The organism is Streptococcus sanguinis, from assembly GCF_050220005.1.
Taxonomy (GTDB): Bacteria; Bacillota; Bacilli; order Lactobacillales; family Streptococcaceae; genus Streptococcus; species Streptococcus sanguinis_Z.
Genome location: NZ_CP071413.1, coordinates 1,979,464 through 2,004,944 on the forward strand (window position 1 = coordinate 1,979,464; position 25,481 = coordinate 2,004,944).

General features: G+C 44.5%; 23 protein-coding genes and 1 pseudogene. 12 read left to right on the top strand and 12 right to left on the bottom strand.

Annotated elements, in window-relative coordinates; genetic code table 11:
• The 4 genes from metF to J1C86_RS09700 form a co-directional block, all read right to left on the bottom strand.
• The gene (gene metF / locus J1C86_RS09685) at positions 1-879 is read right to left on the bottom strand and encodes a methylenetetrahydrofolate reductase [NAD(P)H] (RefSeq protein ID WP_002910611.1); all 879 of its coding nucleotides are present in this window, start codon (positions 877-879) and stop codon (positions 1-3) included.
• 137 nt (positions 880-1,016) lie between these two features.
• The gene (gene metE / locus J1C86_RS09690) at positions 1,017-3,269 is read right to left on the bottom strand and encodes a 5-methyltetrahydropteroyltriglutamate--homocysteine S-methyltransferase (protein ID WP_002910612.1); all 2,253 of its coding nucleotides are present in this window, start codon (positions 3,267-3,269) and stop codon (positions 1,017-1,019) included.
• A 228-nt stretch (positions 3,270-3,497) separates the two neighbouring features.
• A complete protein-coding gene (locus tag J1C86_RS09695) occupies positions 3,498-4,592 on the bottom strand; it encodes an AI-2E family transporter (RefSeq protein WP_125406007.1) in 1,095 nt (364 codons plus the stop codon).
• A gap of 78 nt (positions 4,593-4,670) precedes the next feature.
• Positions 4,671-5,042 carry a hypothetical protein gene (locus J1C86_RS09700; protein WP_002910615.1) on the bottom strand — a complete coding sequence of 124 codons (372 nt, stop codon included), beginning with the start codon at positions 5,040-5,042 and terminating at the stop codon, positions 4,671-4,673.
• A gap of 132 nt (positions 5,043-5,174) precedes the next feature.
• On the opposite strand from J1C86_RS09700, the gene pabB reads away from it, so the two are divergent.
• The 8 genes from pabB (at position 5,175) to J1C86_RS09740 (ending at position 13,009) form a co-directional block, all read left to right on the top strand.
• A complete protein-coding gene (gene pabB, locus J1C86_RS09705) occupies positions 5,175-6,944 on the top strand; it encodes an aminodeoxychorismate synthase component I (protein WP_125406009.1) in 1,770 nt (589 codons plus the stop codon).
• Positions 6,945-7,047: 103 nt separating this feature from the next.
• Positions 7,048-7,956 carry an ABC transporter ATP-binding protein gene (locus tag J1C86_RS09710; protein ID WP_125406012.1) on the top strand — a complete coding sequence of 303 codons (909 nt, stop codon included), beginning with the start codon at positions 7,048-7,050 and terminating at the stop codon, positions 7,954-7,956.
• Positions 7,957-7,972: 16 nt separating this feature from the next.
• A complete protein-coding gene (locus J1C86_RS09715; protein WP_125406015.1) occupies positions 7,973-8,725 on the top strand; it encodes an ABC transporter permease in 753 nt (250 codons plus the stop codon).
• Positions 8,726-8,762: 37 nt separating this feature from the next.
• Positions 8,763-9,455, top strand: a complete 693-nt coding sequence (locus J1C86_RS09720; RefSeq protein ID WP_125406018.1) for an ABC transporter permease — start codon at positions 8,763-8,765, stop codon at positions 9,453-9,455.
• Positions 9,456-9,599: 144 nt separating this feature from the next.
• Positions 9,600-10,508: an ATP-binding cassette domain-containing protein gene (locus J1C86_RS09725; protein WP_125406020.1), complete on the top strand. Its 909-nt coding sequence runs from the start codon at positions 9,600-9,602 to the stop codon at positions 10,506-10,508.
• Positions 10,509-10,520: 12 nt separating this feature from the next.
• Positions 10,521-11,216, top strand: a complete 696-nt coding sequence (locus tag J1C86_RS09730) for an ABC transporter permease (protein ID WP_061592216.1) — start codon at positions 10,521-10,523, stop codon at positions 11,214-11,216.
• 145 nt (positions 11,217-11,361) lie between these two features.
• Positions 11,362-12,294: an ABC transporter ATP-binding protein gene (locus J1C86_RS09735; RefSeq protein WP_125406023.1), complete on the top strand. Its 933-nt coding sequence runs from the start codon at positions 11,362-11,364 to the stop codon at positions 12,292-12,294.
• Positions 12,287-13,009, top strand: coding sequence for a lantibiotic ABC transporter permease (locus tag J1C86_RS09740; protein WP_125406025.1), 723 nt, complete (start codon positions 12,287-12,289; stop codon positions 13,007-13,009). The genes J1C86_RS09735 and J1C86_RS09740 overlap by 8 nt, the downstream gene beginning before the upstream one ends.
• Positions 13,010-13,119: 110 nt before the next feature.
• On the opposite strand, the gene J1C86_RS09745 is transcribed toward J1C86_RS09740, so the two are convergent.
• The 6 genes and pseudogenes from J1C86_RS09745 to J1C86_RS09770 form a co-directional block, all read right to left on the bottom strand.
• Positions 13,120-13,737, bottom strand: a complete 618-nt coding sequence (locus J1C86_RS09745; protein ID WP_125406028.1) for a helix-turn-helix domain-containing protein — start codon at positions 13,735-13,737, stop codon at positions 13,120-13,122.
• 109 nt (positions 13,738-13,846) lie between these two features.
• Positions 13,847-14,680 carry a CPBP family intramembrane glutamic endopeptidase gene (locus J1C86_RS09750; protein ID WP_125406031.1) on the bottom strand — a complete coding sequence of 278 codons (834 nt, stop codon included), beginning with the start codon at positions 14,678-14,680 and terminating at the stop codon, positions 13,847-13,849.
• A gap of 455 nt (positions 14,681-15,135) precedes the next feature.
• On the bottom strand, positions 15,136-16,011 hold the full coding sequence (locus J1C86_RS09755) for a sensor histidine kinase (RefSeq protein WP_125406034.1): 876 nt from the start codon (positions 16,009-16,011) through the stop codon (positions 15,136-15,138).
• 1 nt (position 16,012) lies between these two features.
• A complete protein-coding gene (locus tag J1C86_RS09760; protein WP_002907256.1) occupies positions 16,013-16,693 on the bottom strand; it encodes a response regulator transcription factor in 681 nt (226 codons plus the stop codon).
• A gap of 279 nt (positions 16,694-16,972) precedes the next feature.
• A pseudogene (locus J1C86_RS09765) lies at positions 16,973-18,270 on the bottom strand (family 1 glycosylhydrolase).
• A gap of 229 nt (positions 18,271-18,499) precedes the next feature.
• On the bottom strand, positions 18,500-19,648 hold the full coding sequence (locus J1C86_RS09770; protein ID WP_427150801.1) for a DUF3592 domain-containing protein: 1,149 nt from the start codon (positions 19,646-19,648) through the stop codon (positions 18,500-18,502).
• A gap of 332 nt (positions 19,649-19,980) precedes the next feature.
• On the opposite strand from J1C86_RS09770, the gene J1C86_RS09775 reads away from it, so the two are divergent.
• The 4 genes from J1C86_RS09775 (at position 19,981) to J1C86_RS09790 (ending at position 23,020) form a co-directional block, all read left to right on the top strand.
• Positions 19,981-20,661: an amino acid ABC transporter permease gene (locus tag J1C86_RS09775; RefSeq protein ID WP_125406043.1), complete on the top strand. Its 681-nt coding sequence runs from the start codon at positions 19,981-19,983 to the stop codon at positions 20,659-20,661.
• A complete protein-coding gene (locus J1C86_RS09780) occupies positions 20,621-21,298 on the top strand; it encodes an amino acid ABC transporter permease (RefSeq protein ID WP_125406046.1) in 678 nt (225 codons plus the stop codon). Before J1C86_RS09775 ends, J1C86_RS09780 begins: the two co-directional genes overlap by 41 nt.
• A gap of 8 nt (positions 21,299-21,306) precedes the next feature.
• Positions 21,307-22,056, top strand: coding sequence for an amino acid ABC transporter ATP-binding protein (locus J1C86_RS09785; RefSeq protein ID WP_125406049.1), 750 nt, complete (start codon positions 21,307-21,309; stop codon positions 22,054-22,056).
• Between the two features lie 88 nt (positions 22,057-22,144).
• Positions 22,145-23,020, top strand: coding sequence for a cysteine ABC transporter substrate-binding protein (locus J1C86_RS09790; protein WP_125406052.1), 876 nt, complete (start codon positions 22,145-22,147; stop codon positions 23,018-23,020).
• Positions 23,021-23,156: 136 nt separating this feature from the next.
• Here the strand turns inward: J1C86_RS09790 and J1C86_RS09795 are convergent, their stop codons facing one another.
• Positions 23,157-23,504: a VOC family protein gene (locus J1C86_RS09795; RefSeq protein WP_125406055.1), complete on the bottom strand. Its 348-nt coding sequence runs from the start codon at positions 23,502-23,504 to the stop codon at positions 23,157-23,159.
• Between the two features lie 110 nt (positions 23,505-23,614).
• The gene (gene spxB / locus J1C86_RS09800) at positions 23,615-25,390 is read right to left on the bottom strand and encodes a pyruvate oxidase (protein ID WP_125406058.1); all 1,776 of its coding nucleotides are present in this window, start codon (positions 25,388-25,390) and stop codon (positions 23,615-23,617) included.
• Positions 25,391-25,481 lie beyond the last annotated feature (91 nt).

Here is a 25,481-nt window from a genome sequence, read left to right on the forward strand (position 1 = left end):
TTAGAAAGATTGGACGGATGGGTTATGATTAAAGAGAGCATGGGTAGCCTTATAGATATGGTAGGCTGTTGCAGCATTATTCATAGTGTAAAGGTGTATGCCCGCTACATCTTGGGTCACCAAGTCAACAATTTGGTCCACAGCATAAGCCAGACCAGCTGCTCTCAGAGACTCTGGGTCATGTTCGTATTTATCCAGAATAGCCCGGAATTTTCTTGGCAGCTTGATATTCTCACAGGTCTTGAGCAGGCGCAGAGCCTGATTGCGATTGAGAATCGGCATAATCCCAGCATGGATTGGCACTTCAATACCGGCTAAAATACACTTGTCCTGAAAATCATAAAAACGCTCATTGTCAAAGAAAAGCTGAGTCACCAGACTAGAACAGCCAGCATCCACCTTTTTCTTGAGATTTTGAATATCCGAAATCTGATTTGGAGAATCTGGATGGCCCTCCGGATAGCAGGCTCCAATGATGTCAAAGTGCGGTGCTTCTGTCTTAATGTATTCAATCAAATCAGTCGCATAGGTAAAATCATCCTTAGGCGCTACATCTGGAAAAATATCCCCTCGCAAAGCCAAAATCTGATGGACACCAACCCGATCCAAAGACTGCAAGATATTGGACACCATGTCCTTGGTCAGATAGACCGCAGGTAAGTGAGCAATCGTCGGAATCTGGAGATCATTGGCGATGAACTCGGTCAAACGAACCGTCGTCTCCTCAATGTCAAACTTATTATTGCTGGCAGTCACACTGATAAAGTGCGGAGCCAGATCTTGCATCTCTCTCAATGCCTGAAAAATCTTATCATTGCCTACTGCCGGATTGGGAGGAAATACTTCAAATGAGAGACTGGGTGTGTGACGACGAACCATATAACAAAAAGTTCCTTTCAATGATGGTAGTGATAGCCGAGGGCAACCCTAGAAGAACAACTTCTGCAGGATTGTCAGCTCTGCTTCAATTTTTGGGGTATCCTCCATCAAGATCAACTTTTGAGGTTCCAGGAGGATTATTGCAAATGTTGTCTAGCTGCTTTGGCTGCTTCTACTAAGCGCACCAAGCTAGCCTTGGTTTCTGGGATACCACGAGTTTTAAGACCACAGTCAGGGTTGATCCAGACCTTACTGCTTGGCACCTTAGCCAAGATAGCTTCAATCGTATGGTCGATTTCCCCTTCATTTGGCACGCGTGGTGAGTGGATGTCGTAAACTCCAGGCCCCACTTCTGTCTGGAAGTTCTTAGCCTTGAGCTCATCCAGGATTTCCAAGTTAGAGCGGCTAGCTTCAAAGGAAATCACGTCCGCATCCATGTTGTCGATCGCAGGGATGATATCTGTAAATTCTGAGTAACACATGTGAGTGTGGATTTGCGTATCGGGAGCTACTGTAGAGTGTACCAAGCGGAAGGCTGGAATTGCCCAGTCAAGATAATCTTCATACCAGTCACTGCGGCGGAGTGGTAATTTCTCACGAAGAGCAGCCTCGTCGATTTGGATAATCTTAACACCAGCAGCTTCAAGGTCAAGTACTTCATCTTTGATTGCAAGAGCGATTTGAAGGGTAGAATCCTTGATAGAGATGTCTTCACGTGGGAAAGACCAGTTGAGGATGGTTACAGGTCCAGTCAACATACCCTTAACAGGTTTGTCTGTACGGCTTTGTGCGTAGCTAGACCATTTAACAGTGATTGGGTTGAGACGAGTCACATCACCCCAGATGATTGGTGGTTTCACCCCACGCATACCGTATGATTGTACCCAACCATTCTTAGAGAAGAGGTAACCTGACAGGTTTTGACCGAAGTACTCAACCATGTCATTACGCTCGAACTCACCGTGTACTAGCACGTCAAAGCCGACTTCTTCCTGCCACTTGATCCAATCATCGATTTGCTCAGCCAAGAACTTGTCATAGTCTTCTGCTGACAGCTCGCCCTTGCGGAAAGCCAAGCGTTTGGCACGGACTTCCTTAGTTTGAGGGAAGGAGCCAATTGTCGTAGTTGGCAACGGTGGCAGATTGAGCGCCTTGTGCTGGATTTCCTCACGCTCTGCAAAGACCGGCAGGCGAGTGTAGTCAGCATCTGTCAAGCCAGCGATCCGAGCAGCCAGCTCTGCATTTTGCCCAACACGCTCTGCTGCAAAGAGAGCTTTGTTAGCTGCAAGTGCTTCAGCACCACCGCCATTGCGGATAGCATCCAAGTCACGGATTTCATCCAATTTTTCCACCGCAAAGGCAAAGTGGTTCAAGATTGCTGGTTCAAATTCTTCATTAGCAGTCGTAAATGGCACATGGAGAAGTGAGCATGAGCTTGTCAAAACAAGATTTTCAGCTGGAATTTGCTCAAGCACTGCCAAGCTCTTTTCATAGTTGTTGCGCCAGATGTTCTTACCGTTGACAATCCCTGCATAAAGAGTCTTATCAGCTGGGAAGCCACCTTTTACAAGGTCAAGAGTTTTCTTGCCTTCGACAAAGTCCAGACCAATCGCATCTACTGGCAACTCTACAAGGTCTGCATAGATGTCACGAACGTCACCAAAGTAGGTTTGAACTAAGACTTCCAAGCCTTTCTTGTCTGCCAAAAGCTTCTTATAAAGGTCCAAGAAGAGAGCTTTTTCTTCTGCTGACAGGTCTTTAACCAGACTTGGCTCATCCAGCTGGATACGCTCTGCACCTAGCTCTGCTAATTTGGCAAAAACTTCTTGATAGGCTGCAGCCAGGGCATCTACAAAGTCAGCCGGCGCTACACCGTCTTCAAAGTCAGATACTTGCAGAAGGGTGAATGGGCCGACCACAACAGGACGGGTTACCAAGCCCAACTCTTTTGCTTCTGCAAATTCATCAAAAATCTTATGCCCAGCCAGCTTGACTTGGGTTTCTTTTTCAAATTTAGGAACGATATAGTGGTAGTTGGTGTTGAACCATTTCTTCATCGGAAGGGCACGGACATCCCCTTTTTCGCCCTGATAACCACGAGCCAAGGCAAAATAACGCTCCAAGTCAGTCAGCTCCAAGCCTTGCACAGATGACGGCACCACGTTAAAGAGAAAGGCTGCATCCAATACATTGTCGTAGTGAGAAAAGTCATTTGACGGAATCTCTGAAATTCCTTTTTCCTTAACAATATTCCAGTGCTTAGCGCGCAGCTCCTTAGCTGCAGCCAGAAGCTCTTCTGCTGAGATTTCATGTCTAAAGTATTTTTCAGTTGTAAATTTTAATTCGCGGAATTCGCCCAAACGTGGGAAACCAATGATAGTCGTTGACATAAATGTCCTCCAAAATTTTTCTTGATTTTATCTTATCAGAAAATCGCCCCTCTGTATAATTGGAATTTCCCAGAGTTTGATATAGCCTAAAACTATAACCACCCTCATCAACCAATCCAAAATCCCTATTTTAACAACACTATTGACTGAAATTATTGTTTGCTATAGGTAGAAGTTATGACCTTAGAAAAAGAAAAACCAGCGATTTTTATTCTCGCTGGTTTCTTTTCATTCTTTTACTAGTGCTTTCCTCTCCTCCTTCTCCACAACAAACTCTCTAACCAAGCGGTAGATAACTGCAAAAATAGGCGTGAAGAAAATCATGCCGACCAAGCCAAAGAGATTACCTCCAATCAGGGCGGCGGCTAGGGTAAAGAGAGTTGGGAGACCAACGGACTGGCCGACCACGCGCGGATAGATGACATTCCCCTCAATCAGCTGCACTCCTTGAAAGACTGCGATAGAAAGGAGGGCTTTCCAAGGGCTGTCGGTAAAGATAAAGATAGCTCCCAGAGCACAAGCTGAGAAAGGCCCGATGTAGGGAATGAAAGAGAGCACTCCAGCTAAAACCCCAGTCAGGGCAGCATAAGGCAGGCCTGTCAGAGAGTAGGCGATAAAGACTAAAATCCCAACAATGACGGCCTCTATCATCTGCCCCATCAGAAACTTATCATAGGTCTCAACAATGACAGAACCGACATAGGATAGGCGTTTCACAGCCTTCTCAGGAAGCAGGACTTGCAAGAGACGGCTAGTAATTGTCTGTAAATGCTCCTTGCTGCTCAAGAAGGCAAACATGAGAAAGATAGACATGATGACAGAGAAGAAATTGCCAAAGATGGCAGAGATATTGCCTGTCAGACTGCCTAGAAGAGAAATGGCTCGGTTGACAATGTCGCTATTTTGCAGTTGCTTGGTCAAATCTTTCAGCTGGCTAGAGGAAAGCAAACCAGACTGCTGCAGCCACTTGGCTACCTGAGGCGCTACCTTGCCGATTGTCGTGCTTAGCTGATTGACCGCTGTGGTCAAAGTCGGCACTACGATGGAGACAATCCCCGTCATAATAAGAGCTAAAATCAGCACCTCTAAAACCAAGGCCAAACCGCGCTGCAACTTCTGAGGGACTCTACATTTGTCCAAGAAGTCTTCCAGTTTTTTCATCGGGACATTAAAGATAAAGGCGAGGACTCCGCCCAGTATAATGGGTGAAAAAACCGAAGTTAGACTCTGCAGGCCAGACCAGATATTCCCGATATAGAGAACCAGAGCCAGAGCAAGCGCCGCAAATACGATTAGTTTATAAGATTCATTTATTTTTTTCATAAGGCTTCCTTTTAAGGTTTTATCATTTCCTTATTTTATCATAATTTTCGAGGGCTTTCGAGCAGGAGAAAGCATCGATTAGTCAGCTTTGTCTTCACTTTTTATTTTTTGAAAATCTTGAAGATAGAGGACCCCAGCTCCTATAGACAAAAGGCCTGCAAAGATAGCTAGAAAAGGAATAAATCCCATGATAGATGCAAAAAGCAGCATCTGATGATTCATCTTATTGACCCTAGAGTCCCCACTATAATGAGACATACCAGCTAAGGAAAGTATCAACAAGAAAACATTAATTAGCAGAATCAGAAGTGCCCATATGTAATTTTCAATGAAGCTACCAATCAAATCAACAAACTCAAAACTCGATCTTTGTAAAGAAAAATACATGATAAGAATTCCCGCTATAATACTCGCAACCCCATTTACCAATAACAATTTATTCGACTTCATATAAATCCCATTCTTTCTTTTTTAAACATAGTATACCTAGCCACTTTCTAATCTGTCAACCATTATAAAAGAATGATTGTCACATCCGATAAATCCGTTTTCATTCAAATTATCTTATGATAAAATAACTTTATGCACAAGAAAACGATTATTGATTTTAAGCAATTGGGGCAACGCCTGATTTTTACGAATCCCATCAAGGAGCTAAAGACTCGCCGTCTTGACCAAGTGGAGGAACTTTTGGCAGAGATTGAGGGCTGGCAGGAGAAAGGATACTATGCTGTCGGCTATGTCAGCTATGAAGCAGCGCCAGCCTTTGAGGAAAAGTTCCAAGTTCATGCGGCCCCGCTCCAGAAGGAATACCTCCTCTACTTTACTATCCACGATAAGGCTGAGGAGGCTGCCATTCCCTTGACCTATGAGGAAGTGGAAATGCCAGCAGCTTGGCAGGGGCTGACTTCTGAGCAAGAGTACCAGAAGGCTATCGAGATCATTCATCATCATATCCGCCAGGGCGATACCTATCAAGTCAACTACACGGTGCAACTGTGCACGGAGCTCAATCCTGAGGATAGCTTGGCTATTTACAACAGGCTAGTCGTTGAGCAAAATGCGGCCTACAATGCCTATGTAGAGCATGATGAGACCTCCATCTTGTCCATCAGCCCTGAGCTCTTTTTCGAGGAGCACCGAGGTCAACTGACCACTCGTCCGATGAAAGGAACTACCAATCGGGGACTGACTTTAGAGCAAGATAGAGAGCAGGCTGCATGGCTGGCCCAGGATGCCAAAAACCGAGCTGAAAATATGATGATTGTCGATCTGCTTCGCAATGACATGAACCGTATTTCTCAAACAGGCAGCGAGCGGGTTGAGCATCTCTGCAGCGTCGAGCAATACTCTACAGTATGGCAGATGACCTCTACCATCAAAAGCCAGCTGCAGGAGAGAGTCGGGCTGGCAGAGATTTTCAAGGCGCTCTTTCCTTGCGGATCCATCACAGGCGCTCCTAAGATTTCGACCATGGCTATCATCAAGGCAACAGAAAAAGCCGCCCGCGGGGTCTACTGCGGTACAGTCGGCATCTGCCTGCCAGACCAGAGACGGATTTTCAACGTCGCCATCCGCACCATTCAGCTGGAGGGAAGGAAAGCCATCTATGGCGTTGGCGGCGGCATCACTTGGGACAGCACCTGGAAATCTGAATACATCGAAACCCAGCAAAAATCTGCCGTCCTCTATCGAAAGAATCCGCGATTCGACCTGATTTCTACAGGAAAAGTGACAAATAGAAAGTTAACCTGGCAAGAGCAGCACCTGCAAAGACTGACAGAAGCAGCCGGCTACTTCGCCTATCCTTTTGACCAAGACAAACTGAAGCAAGAGCTAGAAGAAACCTGCACTCAGCTAGACAAAGAAAAAGATTACAGGCTGCGTATAGCTCTTAAAAAAGACGGCAGTATTGGGCTAGAAACGGCTCCTCTACTACCGCTAACAAAGACTTTCAGAAAGGCAAAACTGGTCGAGCAAACCGCCAATCTAGCCCAGCCTTTCACCTATTTCAAAACCAGTCATCGTCCTCATCTGACCTTGGAGCAGCAAGAACAGATTTACTACAATGCCCAAGGCCAACTACTGGAAACTTCTATCGGCAATCTGCTGCTGGAGCTAGACGGCAAGCTCTATACGCCTCCAGCTGAACTAGGCCTACTCAAGGGCATCTACCGTCAGCAGCTACTGGATAATGGACAGGCTACTGAGAAAGTTTTAACGCTAGCTGATCTGGCTCAAGTAGAGAAAATCTACGCCTGCAATGCAGTCAGAGGACTGTACGAGCTGGAGATTGAGGATGAAGAGTTCCACAATTTGCCACTTGCTTTTAATCCTCATCAAAAACTTTAGAAATATTTGAGAAATTCTTTATAAATATTTGAAAGTTTGGTGCTATACTAATTAATAAGAAGAGGAGTTTTCTCTCCTAACATCATGAAAAGGAGACTTGATCATGGAAAATGTTTTGGTTTTACAGCAAGTCAGCAAGAAATTCGGCCGGCAGTACGCTCTGACCGATGTGAGTCTGACGATAAAAAAAGGAGATATTTACGGTTTAATTGGCAAGAACGGGGCCGGAAAGACCACTCTGATCAAGGTCATCACCCAGCTTTTGGAAGCAAGCAATGGTAATGTCTCCCTCTTTGGCTCTCAGAACTATCAAGAATGGACGCAGAGCCTCAAACGGGTCGGTTCGGTCATCGAAACACCGGTCGCTCACAACCACCTGACAGCCTATGAAAATCTCAGCTACTACTGCAAGCTCCGCCATATTCCCCATGCAGACAAAGTCATCCGTGAAACCTTGGAATACGTGGACTTGACAGATACCGGCAAGAAGAAATTTCGCGACTTCTCACTCGGGATGAAACAGCGGCTGGGTCTAGCTATCGCGCTTCTTACCAGACCTGACCTGATGATACTGGACGAGCCTATCAATGGCCTGGATCCAGTCGGCATCAAGGAATTCCGCCAGCTGGTACAGCGGCTAAACGAAGAGTTGGGCATGACCTTTATCATCTCCAGCCATATCCTGTCTGAACTCTACTTGGTGGGTAACCGGTTCGGCATTATCGAAGAAGGACGGCTGATTCGCGAGATTTCAAAGGCGGAGTTTGAAGAACAGAGTGAAGACTATATCGTGCTTAAAACGTCACGGTTAGAAGAAGCCAGCCGGCTGATTCACGACCAGCTCATGCATCGCATCAAGGTCGTCAATGCTTCTGACGAGATTCATATCTTTACCCATTCGCATGAGATTAGCAAGATTGTCAAGGAACTTGCGGTTGCAGATATACCAGTGCAGGAGATTTACTATGCACGACAAAACCTAGAAAACTTCTTTACAGACTTGGTCAAATGAAAAAGGGAGGCTTATCATGATGGATTTCATTCGAGCTGATTTTTACCGGCTCATGCGCTCAAAAGGCTTTTGGATTACTGAGTTTTTCTGTGTGATTTTATCAGCAACCTTCTTCCAGGCAAATATTCATTTTGGAGCAAATATCTCCAGAAATGAGGCTGCTAGTCAAGCTCTAGGAAAACTAACCGGCCTTCAAGCTCTGGACTATTTTGCAGGCAAAACAGACAGTCTGCTCTTTTTCACTATCATTGGTATCAGTATGGTCCTAGGAGTGGACCTGTCTCGGAAACTGTATAAAAACTGTCTGAGCTACGGCATCTCTAAGCTCAGCTATTATTTTTCTAAGTTCTTTGTTTGTGTTAGCATCGCAGCATTTCACTTCCTGCTGATTTTATCTATCTCCTTTGTGACTGCTAGTCTGTCCAACGGAATTGGAAGTGCCCCCAGCTCTTTTTTGCCTCAGCTAGGAGCTGCTCTCTTCGTTCAATTTCTCAGCACGATTACATGGATTGCCATCATTTCTTTTGTGCTCTATGCCAGCCACTCGATTATATCTAGCTTTCTGACCTATTTCCTTGGCGGTACTTTACTGACTATTCCCCTCATCTTTTATCCGGATAATGAATGGCTAATCTGTCTGACCCTGCGATTTAACACAAATATGGCAGCAGATGGCGGAGCTGTTATCAAGGCTATCCTGACAGTGGTAACGGTCACCCTAGTCTTTCTGATTAGCGGGCTGATGGTTTTTAAAAAGAAAAATTTATAAAAAGCAGGAACAATCTTAAACATTCAGAGGAGATTTCATGTTACATACTATCCAGGCGGAGCTCTACCAGCTTGTCCGCTCTAAGCTTTTTTGGCTAATAGAAGGGCTGCTCTTTTTTCTCATTTTCATCAGCTCTCTTGGTGAAAGAAACTTTAATTTTTATATCTCTACATCTTCTGATCCAGAAGATATAGTCATCCAAGGTTGGACAGGATTTGAAGCTCTCGGGCAGCTTGCTAAAGACTTCCTGCCCTTTGTCATGATTACTGTCCTTGTGCTTATCATCTTTCTGTTAGGTCGCGACCTGACTAGAAAACTATACAACAATATATTAGCTAGCGGGGTTTCTCGGAAAGAGTTTTACCTATCCAAAATAGCTGTTCTTGTCATAATTATCATCTTTCAACTAATAACAGCCTTCGCAGCAGCCTTTATCTTTGGAAGCCTCTTCCATGGACTTGGGACTATGCCAAAGAACTTTTTCTGGAGCTTTTCCTTGTCTTTCTTTCGCTCCTTTCTCTTTATTATGACCTGCAGTTCCGTAGTTACCTGTCTCCTCTACCTGACCCGCTCCACCCTAGCCAGCTATCTCGGCTTTTTCGCCCTGATTATGCTTCAGTCTAGCCTCATCATCGTTTTCCCTCAGATAAATTCTGAACTATTTTTACTCTTAATCCTAGCTGGTTCTCTCTTAGGTGGTTACCAAGCCTTCCAGCACAGGGACTTATAAATTTAAGCAGTCAGCCCTTTGGCTGCTTTTTTATTGCTTTTGGATTGGTTCTGCATTTCTTTAGAAATATTTTAGAATTTCTTGAGAAATATTTGAAATCTAGCTTGTATACTAAAATCAAACCTAAGAAAGCGAGAATATACCATGCAAACTGTTTTAGAAGTAAAGCAAGTTACCAAACAATATGGCCAGCAATATGCCCTTGATCATGTGAGCCTTTCGATCCAGAAAGGCGATATTTATGGACTGATTGGCAAGAACGGAGCTGGCAAAACCACTCTTCTCAAGACCATTAGCCGGCTCATTCATGCCAACAGCGGAACCGTGTCTGTCTTTGGTTCGCAGAACTCTAAGGAATGGAATGAAGCCCTGCGTAAGATAGGAACTGTCATCGAAACACCAGTCGCTTACAATCAGATGACTGCTTATCAAAACCTCAACTACTACTGCAAGGTCCACCAGATTGCCCAGCCCGACCAGCTCATCAAGGAAACCCTGGCCTATGTCGGATTGAGCAATACTGGTAAAAAGAAATTCCGCAACTTTTCGCTAGGAATGAAGCAGCGTCTAGGAATCGCTATTGCACTTATCAGTAAGCCTGAACTCATGATTTTAGACGAACCTATCAACGGCCTAGATCCGCTTGGCATCAAGGAATTTCGACTGATGATTCAGCGACTCAATCAAGAGTTGGGAATCACTTTTATCATTTCCAGCCACATCTTGTCTGAGCTTTATCTGGTAGCCACCAAGTTTGGCGTGATTGACCAAGGACGGCTTGTCGCAGAATTCACCAAGGACGACTTTGACCGAGCCAGCGAAGATTATATCGTCCTCAAAACCAGCGATAGAGACCAGGCCGCCAACCTCATCCAAGGTAAGCTCCACTATCAGCTCAAGGACGCTGATAAATCTGACGAACTGCACATTGTCGCCCAAGAGCAGGAACTAAATGACATCAATAGGGAGTTGGTCCTATCCAACATTCATGTCAATGGTATCTATGCAGCTCACAAAGATTTAGAAAAATACTTTACAGATTTAGTCCAGTAAGGAGAAAAAAACATGTTACATACTTTTCAAGCAGATTTTTACCGTTTCTTTCGTTCCAAGGCTGTTTGGATTACCGAATTCATCTTTCTACTGACGACCTTGAGCGCAGTCTTTGGCAAATTAAATGCCGTCCAGCTTATACAAGCGGTGTCCAACGCTATCGGTAACAATACATTTATCATCATTATCCTCTCTATGGTCGTCATCGGGACAGATCTGAACAAGCAGCTTTACAAGAATACTTTAACCAGCGGCGTTTCCCGTACCAGTTTCTTCGTCTCTAAAGCCCTAGTCATGGTCTGCGTAACGTTCCTGCAGTTGGCTCTCTATTATAGCATCAACTTTATCCTAGCGGCCATTCTAAACGGTATTGGTGATTTATCCGCCACCTTCCTGCTTCAGTTTATTCTTCTATTCTTTGTGCAGTGCCTGACTGTTATTGCTTGGACAGCCGTTATTTCCTTTATTCTTTATCTGAGTAAATCTATGATTGCTGCCCTGGGAGGTTACCTTTTCTGCGCATCCTTAACCGGAGCTCTTGCGCAACTTTATCCCAAATCTTTATGGCTGCAGCATTTCACCATGAGCTTTGATTTTGAGACGCTTCAAAGCAACGGTGTAACCTTAAGAATTGTTCTAATCGCCTTGTTTTTAGGAACAGTCTTCACTGCAGCAAGCCTTTATACTTTCCACAAAAAGGATTTATAGTAGAGAATGAGCCAGTTCTTGACTGGCTCATTTTAATTTTTTCAATTTTAAATTTCTTGAGAAATATTTTAGAATTTCTTGAGAAATATTTGATAATTAGTTTGTATAATAAAAGTATAAACAAAGTAATTAAAGGAGAAACATCATGCAAAATGTTTTAGAAGTGAAAGGACTCACTAAAAAATACGGTGATCAATATGCTCTGAAAGACGTCAGTCTTTCCATCAAGAAAGGAGAGATCTACGGTCTCATCGGAAAAAACGGTGCTGGTAAGACCACACTGATCAAAATCATCACGCAAGTCATCTATCCTAGCGGAGGGTCCGTGTCTGTCCTGGGCTCTCAGAACCAACAAGAATGGACCAAGGCCCTCAGCCATACTGGATCTGTTATCGAGACCCCTGTAGCTCATGCCCACATGTCGGCCTATGAAAATCTGCGCTACTACTGTACCGACCGGGGCATTCCAAATGCTGACAAAGTCATCAAAGAAACCCTGCAATATGTCGGCCTGACCGATACTGGAAAGAAAAAATTCCGCAATTTCTCTCTAGGGATGAAACAGCGGTTGGGCATTGCCATTGCCATTTTGGGGCGTCCCGACTTGCTCATTCTGGACGAGCCCATCAATGGTTTAGATCCAGTTGGGATTCAGGAATTTAGAGAAATGGTCAAGCGCCTCAATCAAGAATTAGGCATCACCATCATCATTTCCAGCCATATCCTGTCCGAGCTTTATCTAGTCGCAACTCGCTTTGGCTTTATCAATCAAGGGCATTTCATCAAGGAGCTGTCTAAGGAAGAATTTAACCGAGAAAGCGGCGACTATATCATCCTAAAAACGGATAATATCAAGCAAGCTGCTCATTTAGTGCAAGACAAGCTCGGCTACCATCTCAGACCAACCAACAAGGAAGATGAGCTACATATTTCCGGTAAGGTACAAGAAATTCGCAAGATTGCCAAGGAACTAGTCCTAGCCGACATCCCAATCGGGGAAATCTACTACGCCCACAAAGACTTAGAAAAATACTTTACAGACTTAATCAACCAACAAGGAGGAAACACTCATGTTTAATAGTATCAAGGCGGATTACTACCGTCTCTTCCGCTCCGTAGGATTCTGGGGAGTGCAGGCTTTCTGCATCTTTGGAATTCTCCTCGGCATTTTCACTTCCAAAGTTGTCAGTTCCGACAACGGTATCTTTTTTGCCATAGATGTCGTCTCCTACAACAGCGGCATGCTCTTTATTGCCTGCAATGTCATGACTAGCTTGCTTCTCGGTGTTGATCTCAATGACAAACTTTATCACAATAACCTGACTACAGGCAAGACTCGGACCCAGTATTACTTCTCTAAATCACTGACTATCGGTAGCTTACTTCCTATGCAGTTCATACTACTCTACATTTTTGGTATTGTCATCGAATTTGTCCGAACCGGTGGTAATATGGGAACCCTGCCAGCTAATTTCTGGGGACAATTCGCAATACTCTTTGTCATGCAGGCCATCTGTACCTATGCTTGGTACTGCATTACCAGCTTTGTCCTCTACTTGACTCGAAACTATAGTGTCGTCTTTATCACCTATATCATGACCTACATCTTACTCGGCCTCCCTAGTCAAATGGTTGATGCCAATAATGAATGGTTCAAGGCTATCAAGATGGAGTTCGTCTACGGAGACGCTTCAATACCAGGTGTCATCATCAAAACAGCTATCTTTGCTCTCAGTCTGATCACGGTCTTTACAATAGCAGGACTGGCTACACTGAAAAAGAGAGATTTGTAAAATAAAAACTCAGCTAATCACTAAATTAGCTGAGTTTTTTTGAGCGGATTTTAATTGGATGATGAGCGGATTTCACCCTTTCTGGTCTAGCCGGCTTTATCGGCTTTCTTTCACTGCTTCCAATCTTGCTTTTTAAAGAACAAACTGATGCAGACTCCTAGGATAAGGTAGAAAGTGACAAAGGCAAGACTAGCTGCCAGACTGGTCGGATATGGAAAGATCTTGCCCAGAGGAAAAAGAACATTAGATAGAAATCCGAGGGGAACAAAAAGCAAGAATAAAATCAAGGCTAGCTTAACCTGAAAAGAAGGTCTTATCTCGGATAGATTGCGGCCTGTTCCCCACACCAGCAGCCCTACTCCCTGAACGATCAGCACCGGCGTTAGCAAGACACTGATTTTGAGAAAATCAGCTAGGATAATGGAGAGGATGATGCCCAGACCGACAAAGCCAAGAGAGAGCTGATAGCAAATATTGCTGGCTATTCTCCTGTGCTTGATTGACTGCTCTTCCTCTTTCTGTACTACAGGCTCAATTCCCTTGAGCAGATAGTCTGTGGTCACCTCAAAATAGTCACTCATGGAAATGATCTTATCCAAATCAGGCATACTCTGCTCGCTCTCCCACTTGGAAACGGCCTGTCTAGACACACCGAGTTTTTCGGCTAGCCCCTCCTGAGAAATGCCCCGCACTTTTCGCAGGTACTGGATTCTGTCTGATAGATTCATGGATTGTTTTACCTACTCTTTCTTATTTTTTATACTTTCTTTCATTGAAACTTATTATAGCACAAGGCGGAGAGACTGCAAAGTCTGATTGTCATCTCTTCATAAAATGCTAGACTTCTTCTTTAGATGGAAGAGCTTTTTCCTCCCTATCCATCCGATACCAGAGATAGATACTATAAAGTGTCAGGAGAATCACACCTCCAAAGTAAAAGAAGGGATTGACTTGAGAGAAATCCAATTGATTGTTAGCTTGAGCTATGCCAACAAAAGTCGGGATGAGGGTGTTGGAGAGCGCATGAAAGATGTTACAAGCAAGGGCAGACTGGGTCTTCTTATAAAGTGCAGCAAGCCAGAAAGAGAGAAAGATACTGAAAATGATAAAAACTGAGAAAAGATCCTGGCTTCGATCATAAAAGCGATCGTAAAACCAGAGAGGAATATGCCAGATGGCCCAAATGATACCGGTCATCAAAGTAGAGACAAAGAAAGAAAACTTTTTCTCTAAGGCCGGCTGTAGGAAGCCGCGCCAGCCGAATTCTTCAATCCCGCCCGATAGGACAATACAATAGATAAAAAACCAAGGAAAGCTTACTAAAGCGCCGTCTACCAGCTTGCCGCCAGAAGCTAGGGCATAGAAGGCGGTCAGACCGCCACCATAGATTAGCAAGTAGAGCCAAGTCTCTTTCTTGCCTGAAAAAAGATAGGAGCAAATGGCCTTGAAGCCTTTCTTTTTCAGTACTATCAGGCTGGCCAGCATAGGCCCAAACATAGCAATACCATTTAGAATAGCTTCAAGAGCAAGATAGGCTGTAGGTGGGCTGTCTGGCCAAAGGTTTTTGAGGATAATGTCCAATAGCCAGAATCCCCATGTCCAGCCGAAGTTCCAAGCCAGAAACGGCAAAATTAGTTTTGGTTGTGGTTTGATAGTTGTTTCTGTATTCATGAGAATACCTCCTTATAATATAATTAAACTCAAGTTTTTGATCCAAATCTTCAAAGACAGCGACTCGTTCATTCCGAAATCAAAAACTCGGCTTCTGCTTTCAGATTAACAAAAAAGCCAGTTGCCTTTCTAGCGACTGGACTTGGAATAAAGAAAAAATCTAGTTGCTTTTTGAGTGATTGAACTTGGAATCATTGTCAACTGTCAGTTGCAAGTCAGTTATATCAAGGGTTTAGAGCAGTTGGCTGATTTTTCACTTTGACTGTTAAAATGACCTCGCTGATATGACTTGCTTTTCAAATCACAAAACAAAAAGGCATCTTTATCATGCCTTTCTTCGACTTAATCTAAAAATAAACCTCCGCCAATTCAAAAATTAGCTGAGGTTTTTTGAGCGGATTTTGAGGCTAGCTGATAGAGCTGAGCCTTCCTTATTTTGCTTTTTCAAGTCTTTTTTACAAAGTCACAACTAGTTCAAACCAGTCGTCCTCAGCTTTCATTGTCAAGTCCCCGCCTAGGATTTCGACTAACTGCTGGGTGATGTAGAGCCCCAGCCCTGAAGACTCCTCGCTGCTGGATAGGTTTTCTGAGTAAAAGCGATTGGTCAGCTTATCCAGATATTGGATAGGCTGCTGAACGATATTTTTGACGGTAAAGATACAATGCTCGCCCTCTTTTTTCAGAGAAATGCTGGCGGCCTTACGGCCGTGTTTGAGGACATTGCTTATCATATTTTGGACAATGCGCTCTAAAATTTCTGGGTCTGTCTCTAGCTCTAGACCTTCAGCCAGCTCTACCTGCAGGTCAATCTGGGCTTTCTGAAAGGCGTCATAATAGGTAAAAAGCTGCTGGGTTACCAGCTGGGATATGTCTGTCGGCTGGACATTAGCTCGTATGGCTCCCTCCATTAGCCGGCGATACTCCATCAAGGCTTCCAGCCGTTTGGACACCATTCCCAGACTATCTGCAATTTTGATTAGCTGCTGACTTTCCTGACTATCATCCTTCAGTAGCTGCTGGGTGTAGCCACTGGCAATGGTCAGAGGGGTGCGGATATCATGGGCAATATTACTGATAGCCATATCCAGCGTCTTCTTTTCCTGCTGGACAACAAAGGTCGTCTTATCTAGCTCCCGAAAGAGCAACTCTGCTTCCTCTGTCAATTCCAAAATACTGGGGGCATGGGCAGCAGGAGCCAGACGATTCTGGCTCCCTGTCTGCCGCTTCAGACGAATCTGCTGTGCCACATCCTTGACCGCCAGATGATAGCGTATGAAACCAATGGCCAGAAACAGACTGATAAGGGCAAATAAAATGACTAACACCAACATATCAGTCCTCCTTGAGCCGGACACCCAGTCCCCAAACAGTCTCTATGTATTCCTCTGTTGGATCCAACTGAGCCAGTTTCTTACGTAGATTGCTGAGGTGAGTATTCAGGGTATTATCCCCAGGCAGATAGCTCTCTTCCCAGACCTGCTCAAAGAGCTCTTCCTTGGTGTAGATCTTCTTGGGATGACGGAGCAAGAGCTGGAGGATATGATATTCTTTCTTGCTCAGACGGACGCTTTTCTCTCCACAGACCGCCTCAAAAGTAGCCTTGAGCAGACGGATATTTTTAAAGGACTGGCCTTCTTCCTCGCCAGTCAAAGCCTGCTGGCTGCGCAGCTGCACGGTGATACGGGCAAAAACTTCATCCAGATTGAAGGGTTTGACGATATAATCATTAGCACCATTCAGCAGATACTGGCTAACCAGCGCTTTCTCACCAAGGGCCGTCAGCATGACCACTGGCACCGTAGCATTGCTGCTGCGAATTTCCCTCAACACTTCATCGCCATTCTTCCCCGGCAGCATGATATCCAAAAGGACCAAATCAATCTCCTCCCGCTCAAACAGCGAAATGCCCTCCGTCCCCGAATAGGCGGAATAAACCGTGTGTTCCTTCTGAAAAAGATCTTTTAGAATTTCATGAATATCACTGTTGTCTTCGATGAGTAAAATATGAGCCATAAACACTCGCCTCCAGAAATTTCCTATCACTAGTGTAGCAAGGATAAGAGGCTAAGTCAATAAAAGATGGACTATTCGAAAAACTTTAGAAATATTTTAGAATTACTTGAAGGATATTTGAGAATCGAACTTTAAAATAGAAAGAAATAAGAAATGTATGTGCTATAAAAAGGAGGCTCAGAATGTTTAAAATTTTTTGCAAAATCGTTTTTAGAAGTATTACTTTCGCCCTTGAGGGCTAAGGAAAAATGCTGAGACATTCATATCTCAGCCTTTTTCTTATTTCACAGATGCTCCGTTAGTCGCGATGACTTCCTTGTACCAATCAAAAGATTTTTTCTTGGAACGTTTGAGTGTTCCCTTGCCTTCATTGTCCCGATCCACGTAGATAAAGCCGTAGCGCTTCTTCATCTCTCCAGTACCGGCTGATACTAGGTCGATACAGCCCCAGGTCGTGTAGCCCCACAGCACCACACCGTCCTCATTGATGGCTTCCCGCATAGCCTTTACATGGGCCGCCAAGTAGTCAATCCGGTAGTCATCAGCCACATAGCCATTTTCATCCGGAGTATCCACTGCACCCAGACCATTTTCCACGATAAACATGGGCTTTTGATAACGATCCCAGATGGCATTTAGCGTAATGCGCAAGCCCAGAGGATCAATCTGCCAGCCCCACTCAGAGCTTTCCAAATAAGGGTTCTTGAGAGAAGCAAAGATATTGCCCTCCGTCAGCTCATTAACCTTAGGATCTCCCGAAGCCACCCGGCTAGAGTAATATGAGAAGGAAATGAAGTCCACCGTATGCTCCTTGAGCAGCTGCAGGTCTTCTTCTGTCATTTCGACAGTGATACCCTCGCGCTCCCAAGCTTTCTGGGCATAGTTGGGATATTCGCCACGCGCCTGCACATCAATGAAGAAATAGTTTTTCCTGTCTTCCTCCATACCAGCCCATACATCGCGTGGATGACAGGTGTTAGGATAATTTTGACCCGCCGCTAACATACAGCCGACCTTATTTTCCGGATCAATCTCATGAGCCAGCTTGGTGGCAATGGCTGACGCGACTAGCTCATGATGGGCTGCTTGATACTTGACCTGCTCCTCATTTTCGCCTTCTTCAAAGCAGAGCCCCGCTCCCATAAATGGTGCATGGGACAGTCAAAGTGAGTAATGGTCACCAATGGCTCAATGCCGTACTTGTGGCATTCCTTAAAGAGGTCTTCGTAAAATTTCAGGCCAGCTTCATTGGGCTCCAGCTCATCCCCCTTAGGGAAAATCCTGCTCCAAGCAATGGACAGACGATAGGTCTTAAAGCCCATCTCGCCAAAGAGGGCAATGTCCTCCTTAAAGCGATGGTACATGTCAATAGCTTCCTTGGCTGGGTAGAAATAGCCTTCCTCAAAGTCAAACATCTTTTTCTTACCCGTGATGATGGCCAGACGATCCTCACCAATCGGCACCACATCTACATTGGCCAGCCCGCGACCATCCGCATCATAAGCGCCCTCGCACTGGTTGGCAGCTGTCGCTCCGCCCCACAAAAAACCATCAGGAAAAGTCAGTTTTTCAGTCATCTTTTTGCCTCCTTATCAATTAAACGTTTTTCTTATATTATAATAAACAATCAGCAAATAAACTTCTAACATCCTACGGAAAATTGATACTATTCCAAGTTCTATGGTGTCTGTGAGGTTCGGCATTCCCAATATTCTTCAACTCATGTGGATCCACCTCAAAGGAGGTCAAGACGGTAGAACGTCTAGTTGCTGGTCAATGATGAGAGAGGTGGCATTAGGAGGGGGATCAACTAATCTGTATTTGATTTGTAATAGCATAGATATCATTGTCATCTATCAGGAACTGGCTATCATCATGAGGATCCACATAGACTGGGATAGGTCTAGGATTCTGGCTGTAAGAGATAAAATGATGTTCTCTTAAGGGAAGGCAAATGCTGGTTTGATAGGGCACTTGGTTAATATCAAATTCAAGCCAAATCTCATGCAACGGATTATACTCTCTAAACTGTTCAGCGGGGATAACATCGATAATATAGCCGTCATAGACATGTCCTAGTCTTCTGGCTTGAGCGAGGCTAGCCTTCTTTATCCAAGCAGCAATCATTAGAGAGAGAATCTTGCCGACTAGCAATAGACTAAAGCCAGGCAAGAAGACTATATAAAAGAAATGACGGTTTTCACTAGAAGCACTCTGATAGGGATACTCAGGATTATAGGCAATAGGGATTTGACTTTGAATTTTGGGTTTTGTAAATCTACCGAGAACAGAATAGCCTTCATAAGCCACGCCGTCTACTTGATATTGGTAGATGCTATTATAAAGACTTAGTCCTCTTCCTCCTCTACTTCCTCCGGTTTCATACACATCATAGTCAATGACTTGAGCGGATGTAGTTTTCCAACCATAAAATACGGCTTTGAATTGCCCTGTTGCAGTGATACAGATATAAGTGAGGGCTATCATAATCAGGCTTAGGTAGACTAAAGATACAATGGGATTCTCTTTACGAACTGTTCCCTCAACAATACTGATCCTTTTTGCAGCCTTAGGTTGCGACTTTGGCTCCTGTAGAGGATTAAAGGCCTGATAGAGGGAGCCGGCAGCAAATGCCATAAATAATAAGAATCCCAGCAATGGCATGAGTACAAGGATAGGGATTGGGATGTCATTCTTATATTGGCTCTGCTCAGGCGACTTGGGATTGTAGAGAATGCTAATGGTTTCCCCAGACTTAGGCACTTCATATTGATAGATGTCTGAAATCCCCTGGTAGGTTTGGCCATCAACAATGTAGTGATAAATAGGGTAGTAAGCGGGCGTAGAGCGATTTTCCGGACTGGTCGTAAAATCGCTCACCTCAGCCGTTATGGTCTTCCACCCCTGAAATCGACTCTTATACCAATTAGTGGACGAGACATCTTTCAGCATCATGAACAGAAACGACAGCCCCACGATACAGCTGAATAAAGCAAAGAATAGTTTGTATAATTTGTTTGAACTAGTATTGTCTTTTGTCATATCATCCTATTATACCATAGGTCAGGGATTTTTAGCCTTTTTATACTCATCCAAAATCAAAGCGAAATGTTTTATAACCACCTTGGTTTAATCGAGCTCACAGCTGAAATAACACCCCCCCAATCTGGCATTTTTCTTCAGACCAGTGATAGATTTTCCTTATCAGTGCGATAAAAAATACATATTACTAAAGGTCTGTTATCTATGCTACACTAGGAACATCAAGTGTTTAAGGAGTGAGAGCCGTGAACTGGGACGTCGTCAGTGATTACTATCCCCTCTATCAAGAGGCCTTTCTTTTAACCATGTTTATCGCCTTTTGGGGGATTTTGGGGTCAATTGCCGTCGGATTCTTAGTCAGTCTGATTCGCTTTTACAAGGTTCCAATTTTGAAGCCGCTAGCAACCGCCTATATCGAGTTTTCCCGCAATACGCCGCTGTTGCTGCAACTTTTCTTTCTTTTCTTCGGCCTGCCTCGTGTTGGACTCGTTCTATCCTCTGAGGCTTGTGCAACGATTGGGCTAATCTTTCTGGGCGGTTCCTACATGGCTGAGTCTTTCCGAAGCGGCCTTGAAGCAGTCAGCCAAACGCAGAGGGAGGTCGGACTCTCTATCGGCCTACGACCAGTACAAGTCTTCTACTATGTCATCCTGCCTCAGGCTGCAGCTATTGCCCTGCCTTCCTTTAGTGCCAATGTCATCTTTTTAATCAAGGAAACCTCAGTATTTTCAGCTGTTGCCTTGGCAGACCTAATGTTTGTAGCTAAGGACTTGATTGGTCTTTACTACGAGACAGATACGGCTCTGCTCATGTTGGTCATCGCTTATCTGATTATTTTGCTGCCAATCTCACTTGGCTTTAGCTGGATAGAAAGGAGGCTGCGGCGTGCAGGATTCGGGCATTCAAGTTCTCTTTCAGGGGAATAATTTTTTACGTATCTTACAAGGGCTAGGTGTCACCATTGGTATTTCCATCCTCTCGGTCATCATCTCCCTCATCTTGGGGACTATTTTGGGCATCATTATGACCTCGCACTCAAAGATCGTGCGCTTTCTGTCCAGAGCCTATCTAGAGTTTATCCGCGTCATGCCTCAGCTGGTTCTGCTCTTTCTGGTTTACTTTGGCTTAGCCAGAAATTTCGACATCAATATCTCCGGTGAGCTTTCAGCCATTATCGTCTTCTCTCTTTGGGGAACGGCGGAGATGGGTGACTTGGTACGGGGTGCCATCACTTCCCTACCCAAGCATCAGTTTGAGAGTGGTCAGGCACTGGGACTATCTCAGCGCCAACTCTATGTCTACATTATCATCCCACAGGTACTGCGACGGCTTTTGCCACAGGCGATTAATCTAATCACGCGGATGATTAAGACAACCTCACTCATCGTCCTTATCGGAGTCATCGAGGTCGTCAAGGTCGGCCAGCAGATCATTGACAGTAATCGTCTGTCTATCCCTTCTGCTGCTTTTTGGATTTATGGCTGCATTCTGCTGCTTTACTTCGCAGTCTGCTTCCCTATTTCTAAGCTGTCCTCTTATTTGGAAACCATCTGGAAGGAGTAACGGACATCATGTCAGAAATCATTTTAGAATTAAGGGACATTCGCAAGTCTTTCGGCAGCAATGCCATCCTTAAAGGCCTGTCTCTCTCTGTCCAAAAAGGAGAGGTCGTGGTCATCCTAGGATCATCTGGCTGTGGCAAGTCAACCCTACTTCGCTGCATCAACGGCCTTGAAAGCATCCAATCTGGCGATATTTTACTGGACGGCCAGTCCATCCTCAGCCAGAAAAAGGACTTCCATCTCGTTCGTCAGAAGATTGGCATGGTCTTTCAAAGCTATGAACTCTTCCCCCATTTGGATGTTCTTCAAAATCTGATTCTTGCTCCAATAAAGGCTCAGGGGCGCAAGAAGGACGAGGTCATCAAGGAAGCTGAAAGTCTGCTGGAGCGGGTCGGCCTGGCTGATAAAAAGCACAGCTTTGCTCGCCAACTGTCTGGCGGCCAAAAGCAACGGGTGGCAATCGTCCGTTCGCTTCTCATGCACCCGGAAATCATCCTTTTTGATGAGGTGACTGCTTCGCTGGATCCCGAGATGGTCCGTGAAGTGCTAGAGCTTATTAATGACCTAGCCGAGGAAGGCCGGACCATGCTGATTGTGACCCACGAAATGCAGTTCGCCCGCGCCATTGCCGATCGGATTATCTTCATGGACCAAGGTGGTATCCTTGAGGAAAATACCGCCCAACAGTTCTTCAGCCAACCAAAAACCCAGCGAGCCCAGGAATTTCTCAATGTCTTTGACTTCAGTCATCTAGGCTGACAGTTATGCCTCACCCACCACTGATGTGGCTACTTTTTGGTATCTCTGTATTTTCTTCACATTCTCATATCTTATAAAGGAGTCTCTTATGAAATTATCTAAAATAATCTTTACTTTAACAACCCTTACTCTGGCTTTCTTCCTTGTCGCTTGCGGCAGTTCCAGCAAGAAAGATGCTGGTAACAAAGACGCAGCTTCCAGCAAAACGGTCAAGGCCCGCAGTCTTGAGGAAATTAAAAAGAGCGGTAAGCTCCGTATTGCGGTTTTCAGCGACAAGAAACCGTTCGGCTATGTAGATAACAACGGCAAATATCAAGGCTATGACATTTATCTGGGCGACCAGCTAGCCAAAGATTTGGGTGTTAAGCCAGAGTACGTGCCTGTAGATGCTGCCAATCGGGCTGAATACTTAATCTCCAACAAGGTCGATATCACCCTAGCCAACTTCACTGTCACAGACGAGCGGAAAAAACAAGTTGACTTCGCCCTGCCCTATATGAAGGTATCTCTCGGAGTCGTATCACCAAAGGGCTCAGTTATCACCAAACCTGAGCAATTGGAAGGCAAGACCCTGATCATCACCAAGGGAACCACGGCTGAAACCTACTTTGAAAAGAACTACCCGAATATCAGGCTGCAAAAGTATGATCAATACAGCGATGCTTACCAAGCCCTGCTGGACGGCCGCGGCGATGCCTTTTCTACAGACAATACTGAAGTCCTAGCCTGGGCTCTGGAAAACAAAGGCTTTGAAGTCGGCATCACTTCGCTAGGTGATCCAGATACCATTGCCCCAGCTGTGCAGAAAGGCAATACCGAGCTGCTCAACTACATCAACGACGAAATCAAGAAACTCGGCAAAGAAAACTTCTTCCACAAGGCCTATGAAGAAACCCTCCATCCAACATACGGCGAAGCTGCTAAGGCTGACGACCTAGTTGTTGAAGGCGGAGAAGTTAAATAAACCTGCTGATATAGAGCAAGAAGTTGGACAAAAACTTAATTTCTAGCCGAAATATAATATTAGTTCACATAAAAACGGATAAAATCAACACTTTTGTAATCAGTTGATTTTATCCGTTTTTTCTATTTAAACAGACCTATTTCATTCGATAAAAATCAATCACTAGACCAGATGGGCCTTTCACTAGCAGGGACTCCGTTCCCCAATCAGTTACAGCTGGGCCGTGTAAAATCTCAGCACCAAGCTCTTTCAGCCGTTTGTAATTCTGGTTTACATCCTCAACCTCGATGTGAAGAATGATGCCTGATTGGAAATTTTCCAAAGGAATCAAATGATTTTGGGACAACATGAGACAATGACTGCCAATCGTGAACTGAGCAAAACCATCATCAACATAATCGGCCTTTTTATCCAAAATACGCTCCAAGTCAGCACAGACTTGGGGAACATTTGAAACGATAATATCTAATTGATTTAAATTCATTTGTTATTCTCCATAAAAAGACCGGATTGCTCCGATCTTTTCAAGTTCGACTCTAGGAAAATCAAAGAATAAAGGCTACAAAGCTTACACTTGATTTTCGACGAGAGGAATTATTTGATTGCGCGTGATTGCAACCCTTCTTCTTCTAAGAAGAGACGGAATGGTACGAGTTCTTCTGCTTCGTATTTTTCCTTAAAGTCTTTAATAGCCTCTTCTGAGTGAAGTTTTGGATCGAGTTCAAGTACTTCTACTGGAAGTGGACGGTGTTGCGTGATGCGGGCATCGATGACAACTGTCTTGCCTGCTTTGTTGAGTTTTACAGCTTCTGCAACGACTGCATCAATATCTTCGATACGGTCAACTGTAAATCCAACAGCACCTTGAGCTTCAGCGATTTTCGCATAGTCAGCATTAGGGAAGTCACAACCAAACAAGTGTTTGTTTGTGTCTTCGTATTTGTCCTTGATGAAGGCATATTTACCATTTGAGAAGACAACGTTGATAACTGGAAGGTCGTATTGAACGTTTGTGATAACGTCTGGGTAGCACATGTTGAATGCACCGTCACCCATGATGTTCCATACTTGGCGATCTGGATTGTCTTTCTTAGCAGCAATACCACCAGGAAGGGCAATACCCATTGTCGCAAAGAGTGGAGATGTACGCCACATGTTCTTAGGTGTCATGTGAAGGTGACGAGTAGATGTTTGAGTAGTGTCACCTACGTCGATTGAGTAGATAGCGTCTTGATCAGCATGTTTGTTGATTGCATTGTAAACTTGGTACAATTGCAATTCACCCTCAGTTTTACCTTCGAGTTTGTTCATGTAATCACGCCAGTTTTGGTTGTTCTTCACGTTTGCACGCCACCATGGAGTAGATTCTACTGGGTTTACTTTGTCAAGGATCGCTTTCGCTGCTTGACCTGCATCACCAAGGATTGAAGCGTCAAGGGCATGGCGTTTACCAAGTTTGTAAGGGTCAATATCGACTTGGATGAATTTTTCAGTGTTCTTGAAAGCTTCGTAAACTTCAGCAAATGGGAAGTTTGACCCAAGGAAAAGAACGGTGTCTGCTTCAAAGACCACTTCGTTGGCTGGTTTCCAACCAACACGGTAAGCAGAACCTGTCAAACCTTCGTAGTTCCATTCGAAAGCTTCAAAGTTTTTACCAGTTGTGATGATTGGTGCTTTGATTTTACGTGACAATTCCGTAATCACTTCACCAGCTTTAACACCACCAAATCCAGCGTAGATAACTGGACGCTCAGCCTTGTTCAAGATTTCAACTGCTTTGTCGATTTCAACTTCGTTCAAAGCAGGAGCGATGAATGAACGCTCGTAAGAACCTGATCCGTAATATGAGTTTTCGTCGATTTCTTGGAAACCGAAGTTTACTGGGATTTCAACAACAGCTGGACCTTTTTTAGAAACGGCAGCACGGCAAGCTTCGTCAATCACTTTTGGCAATTGCTCAGCGTAAGCGACACGTTTGTTGTAAACAGCAATACCGTTATACATTGGGTTTTGGTTCAATTCTTGGAAGGCATCCATGTTGAGTTCGTTGACTGGACGTGATCCAAGAATAGCAAGGAATGGAGTATTATCCATAGCTGCATCGTAAACACCGTTAATCAAGTGAGTCGCACCTGGACCACCTGAACCAACTGCAACCCCGATTGAGCCGCCAAATTTAGCTTGCATGACCGCTGCAAGAGCACCAGTTTCTTCGTGGCGAACTTGCAAGAAACGGATATCTTTGTCTTCAGCCAAAGCATCCATAAGTGAGCTGAGTGTTCCTGATGGGATACCGTAGATGGTATCTACGCCCCATGTTTTCAATACGTTGAGCATTGCTGCAGATGCAGTAATTTTTCCTTGAGTCATAAGAATAACTCTCCTTCAATAAAATAAATTTTCAGTTATTGAAAACATTTCCATTTGTGAATGAAAACGCTTCAAGAAACTTTACTATATC

Coding starts and splice junctions, on each gene's coding strand:
- metE (WP_002910612.1), bottom strand. CDS start 3,269: ATGTCAACGACTATCATTGGTTTCCCACGTTTGGGCGAATTCCGCGAA.
- J1C86_RS09770 (WP_427150801.1), bottom strand. CDS start 19,648: ATGATGCTGAAAGATGTCTCGTCCACTAATTGGTATAAGAGTCGATTT.
- J1C86_RS09735 (WP_125406023.1), top strand. CDS start 11,362: ATGCAAAATGTTTTAGAAGTGAAAGGACTCACTAAAAAATACGGTGAT.
- J1C86_RS09745 (WP_125406028.1), bottom strand. CDS start 13,737: ATGAATCTATCAGACAGAATCCAGTACCTGCGAAAAGTGCGGGGCATT.
- J1C86_RS09785 (WP_125406049.1), top strand. CDS start 21,307: ATGTCAGAAATCATTTTAGAATTAAGGGACATTCGCAAGTCTTTCGGC.
- J1C86_RS09795 (WP_125406055.1), bottom strand. CDS start 23,504: ATGAATTTAAATCAATTAGATATTATCGTTTCAAATGTTCCCCAAGTC.
- pabB (WP_125406009.1), top strand. CDS start 5,175: ATGCACAAGAAAACGATTATTGATTTTAAGCAATTGGGGCAACGCCTG.
- J1C86_RS09760 (WP_002907256.1), bottom strand. CDS start 16,693: ATGGCTCATATTTTACTCATCGAAGACAACAGTGATATTCATGAAATT.
- J1C86_RS09715 (WP_125406015.1), top strand. CDS start 7,973: ATGATGGATTTCATTCGAGCTGATTTTTACCGGCTCATGCGCTCAAAA.
- J1C86_RS09720 (WP_125406018.1), top strand. CDS start 8,763: ATGTTACATACTATCCAGGCGGAGCTCTACCAGCTTGTCCGCTCTAAG.
- J1C86_RS09790 (WP_125406052.1), top strand. CDS start 22,145: ATGAAATTATCTAAAATAATCTTTACTTTAACAACCCTTACTCTGGCT.
- J1C86_RS09725 (WP_125406020.1), top strand. CDS start 9,600: ATGCAAACTGTTTTAGAAGTAAAGCAAGTTACCAAACAATATGGCCAG.
- spxB (WP_125406058.1), bottom strand. CDS start 25,390: ATGACTCAAGGAAAAATTACTGCATCTGCAGCAATGCTCAACGTATTG.
- J1C86_RS09730 (WP_061592216.1), top strand. CDS start 10,521: ATGTTACATACTTTTCAAGCAGATTTTTACCGTTTCTTTCGTTCCAAG.
- J1C86_RS09750 (WP_125406031.1), bottom strand. CDS start 14,680: ATGAATACAGAAACAACTATCAAACCACAACCAAAACTAATTTTGCCG.
- J1C86_RS09700 (WP_002910615.1), bottom strand. CDS start 5,042: ATGAAGTCGAATAAATTGTTATTGGTAAATGGGGTTGCGAGTATTATA.
- J1C86_RS09695 (WP_125406007.1), bottom strand. CDS start 4,592: ATGAAAAAAATAAATGAATCTTATAAACTAATCGTATTTGCGGCGCTT.
- J1C86_RS09710 (WP_125406012.1), top strand. CDS start 7,048: ATGGAAAATGTTTTGGTTTTACAGCAAGTCAGCAAGAAATTCGGCCGG.
- J1C86_RS09740 (WP_125406025.1), top strand. CDS start 12,287: ATGTTTAATAGTATCAAGGCGGATTACTACCGTCTCTTCCGCTCCGTA.
- metF (WP_002910611.1), bottom strand. CDS start 879: ATGGTTCGTCGTCACACACCCAGTCTCTCATTTGAAGTATTTCCTCCC.
- J1C86_RS09755 (WP_125406034.1), bottom strand. CDS start 16,011: ATGTTGGTGTTAGTCATTTTATTTGCCCTTATCAGTCTGTTTCTGGCC.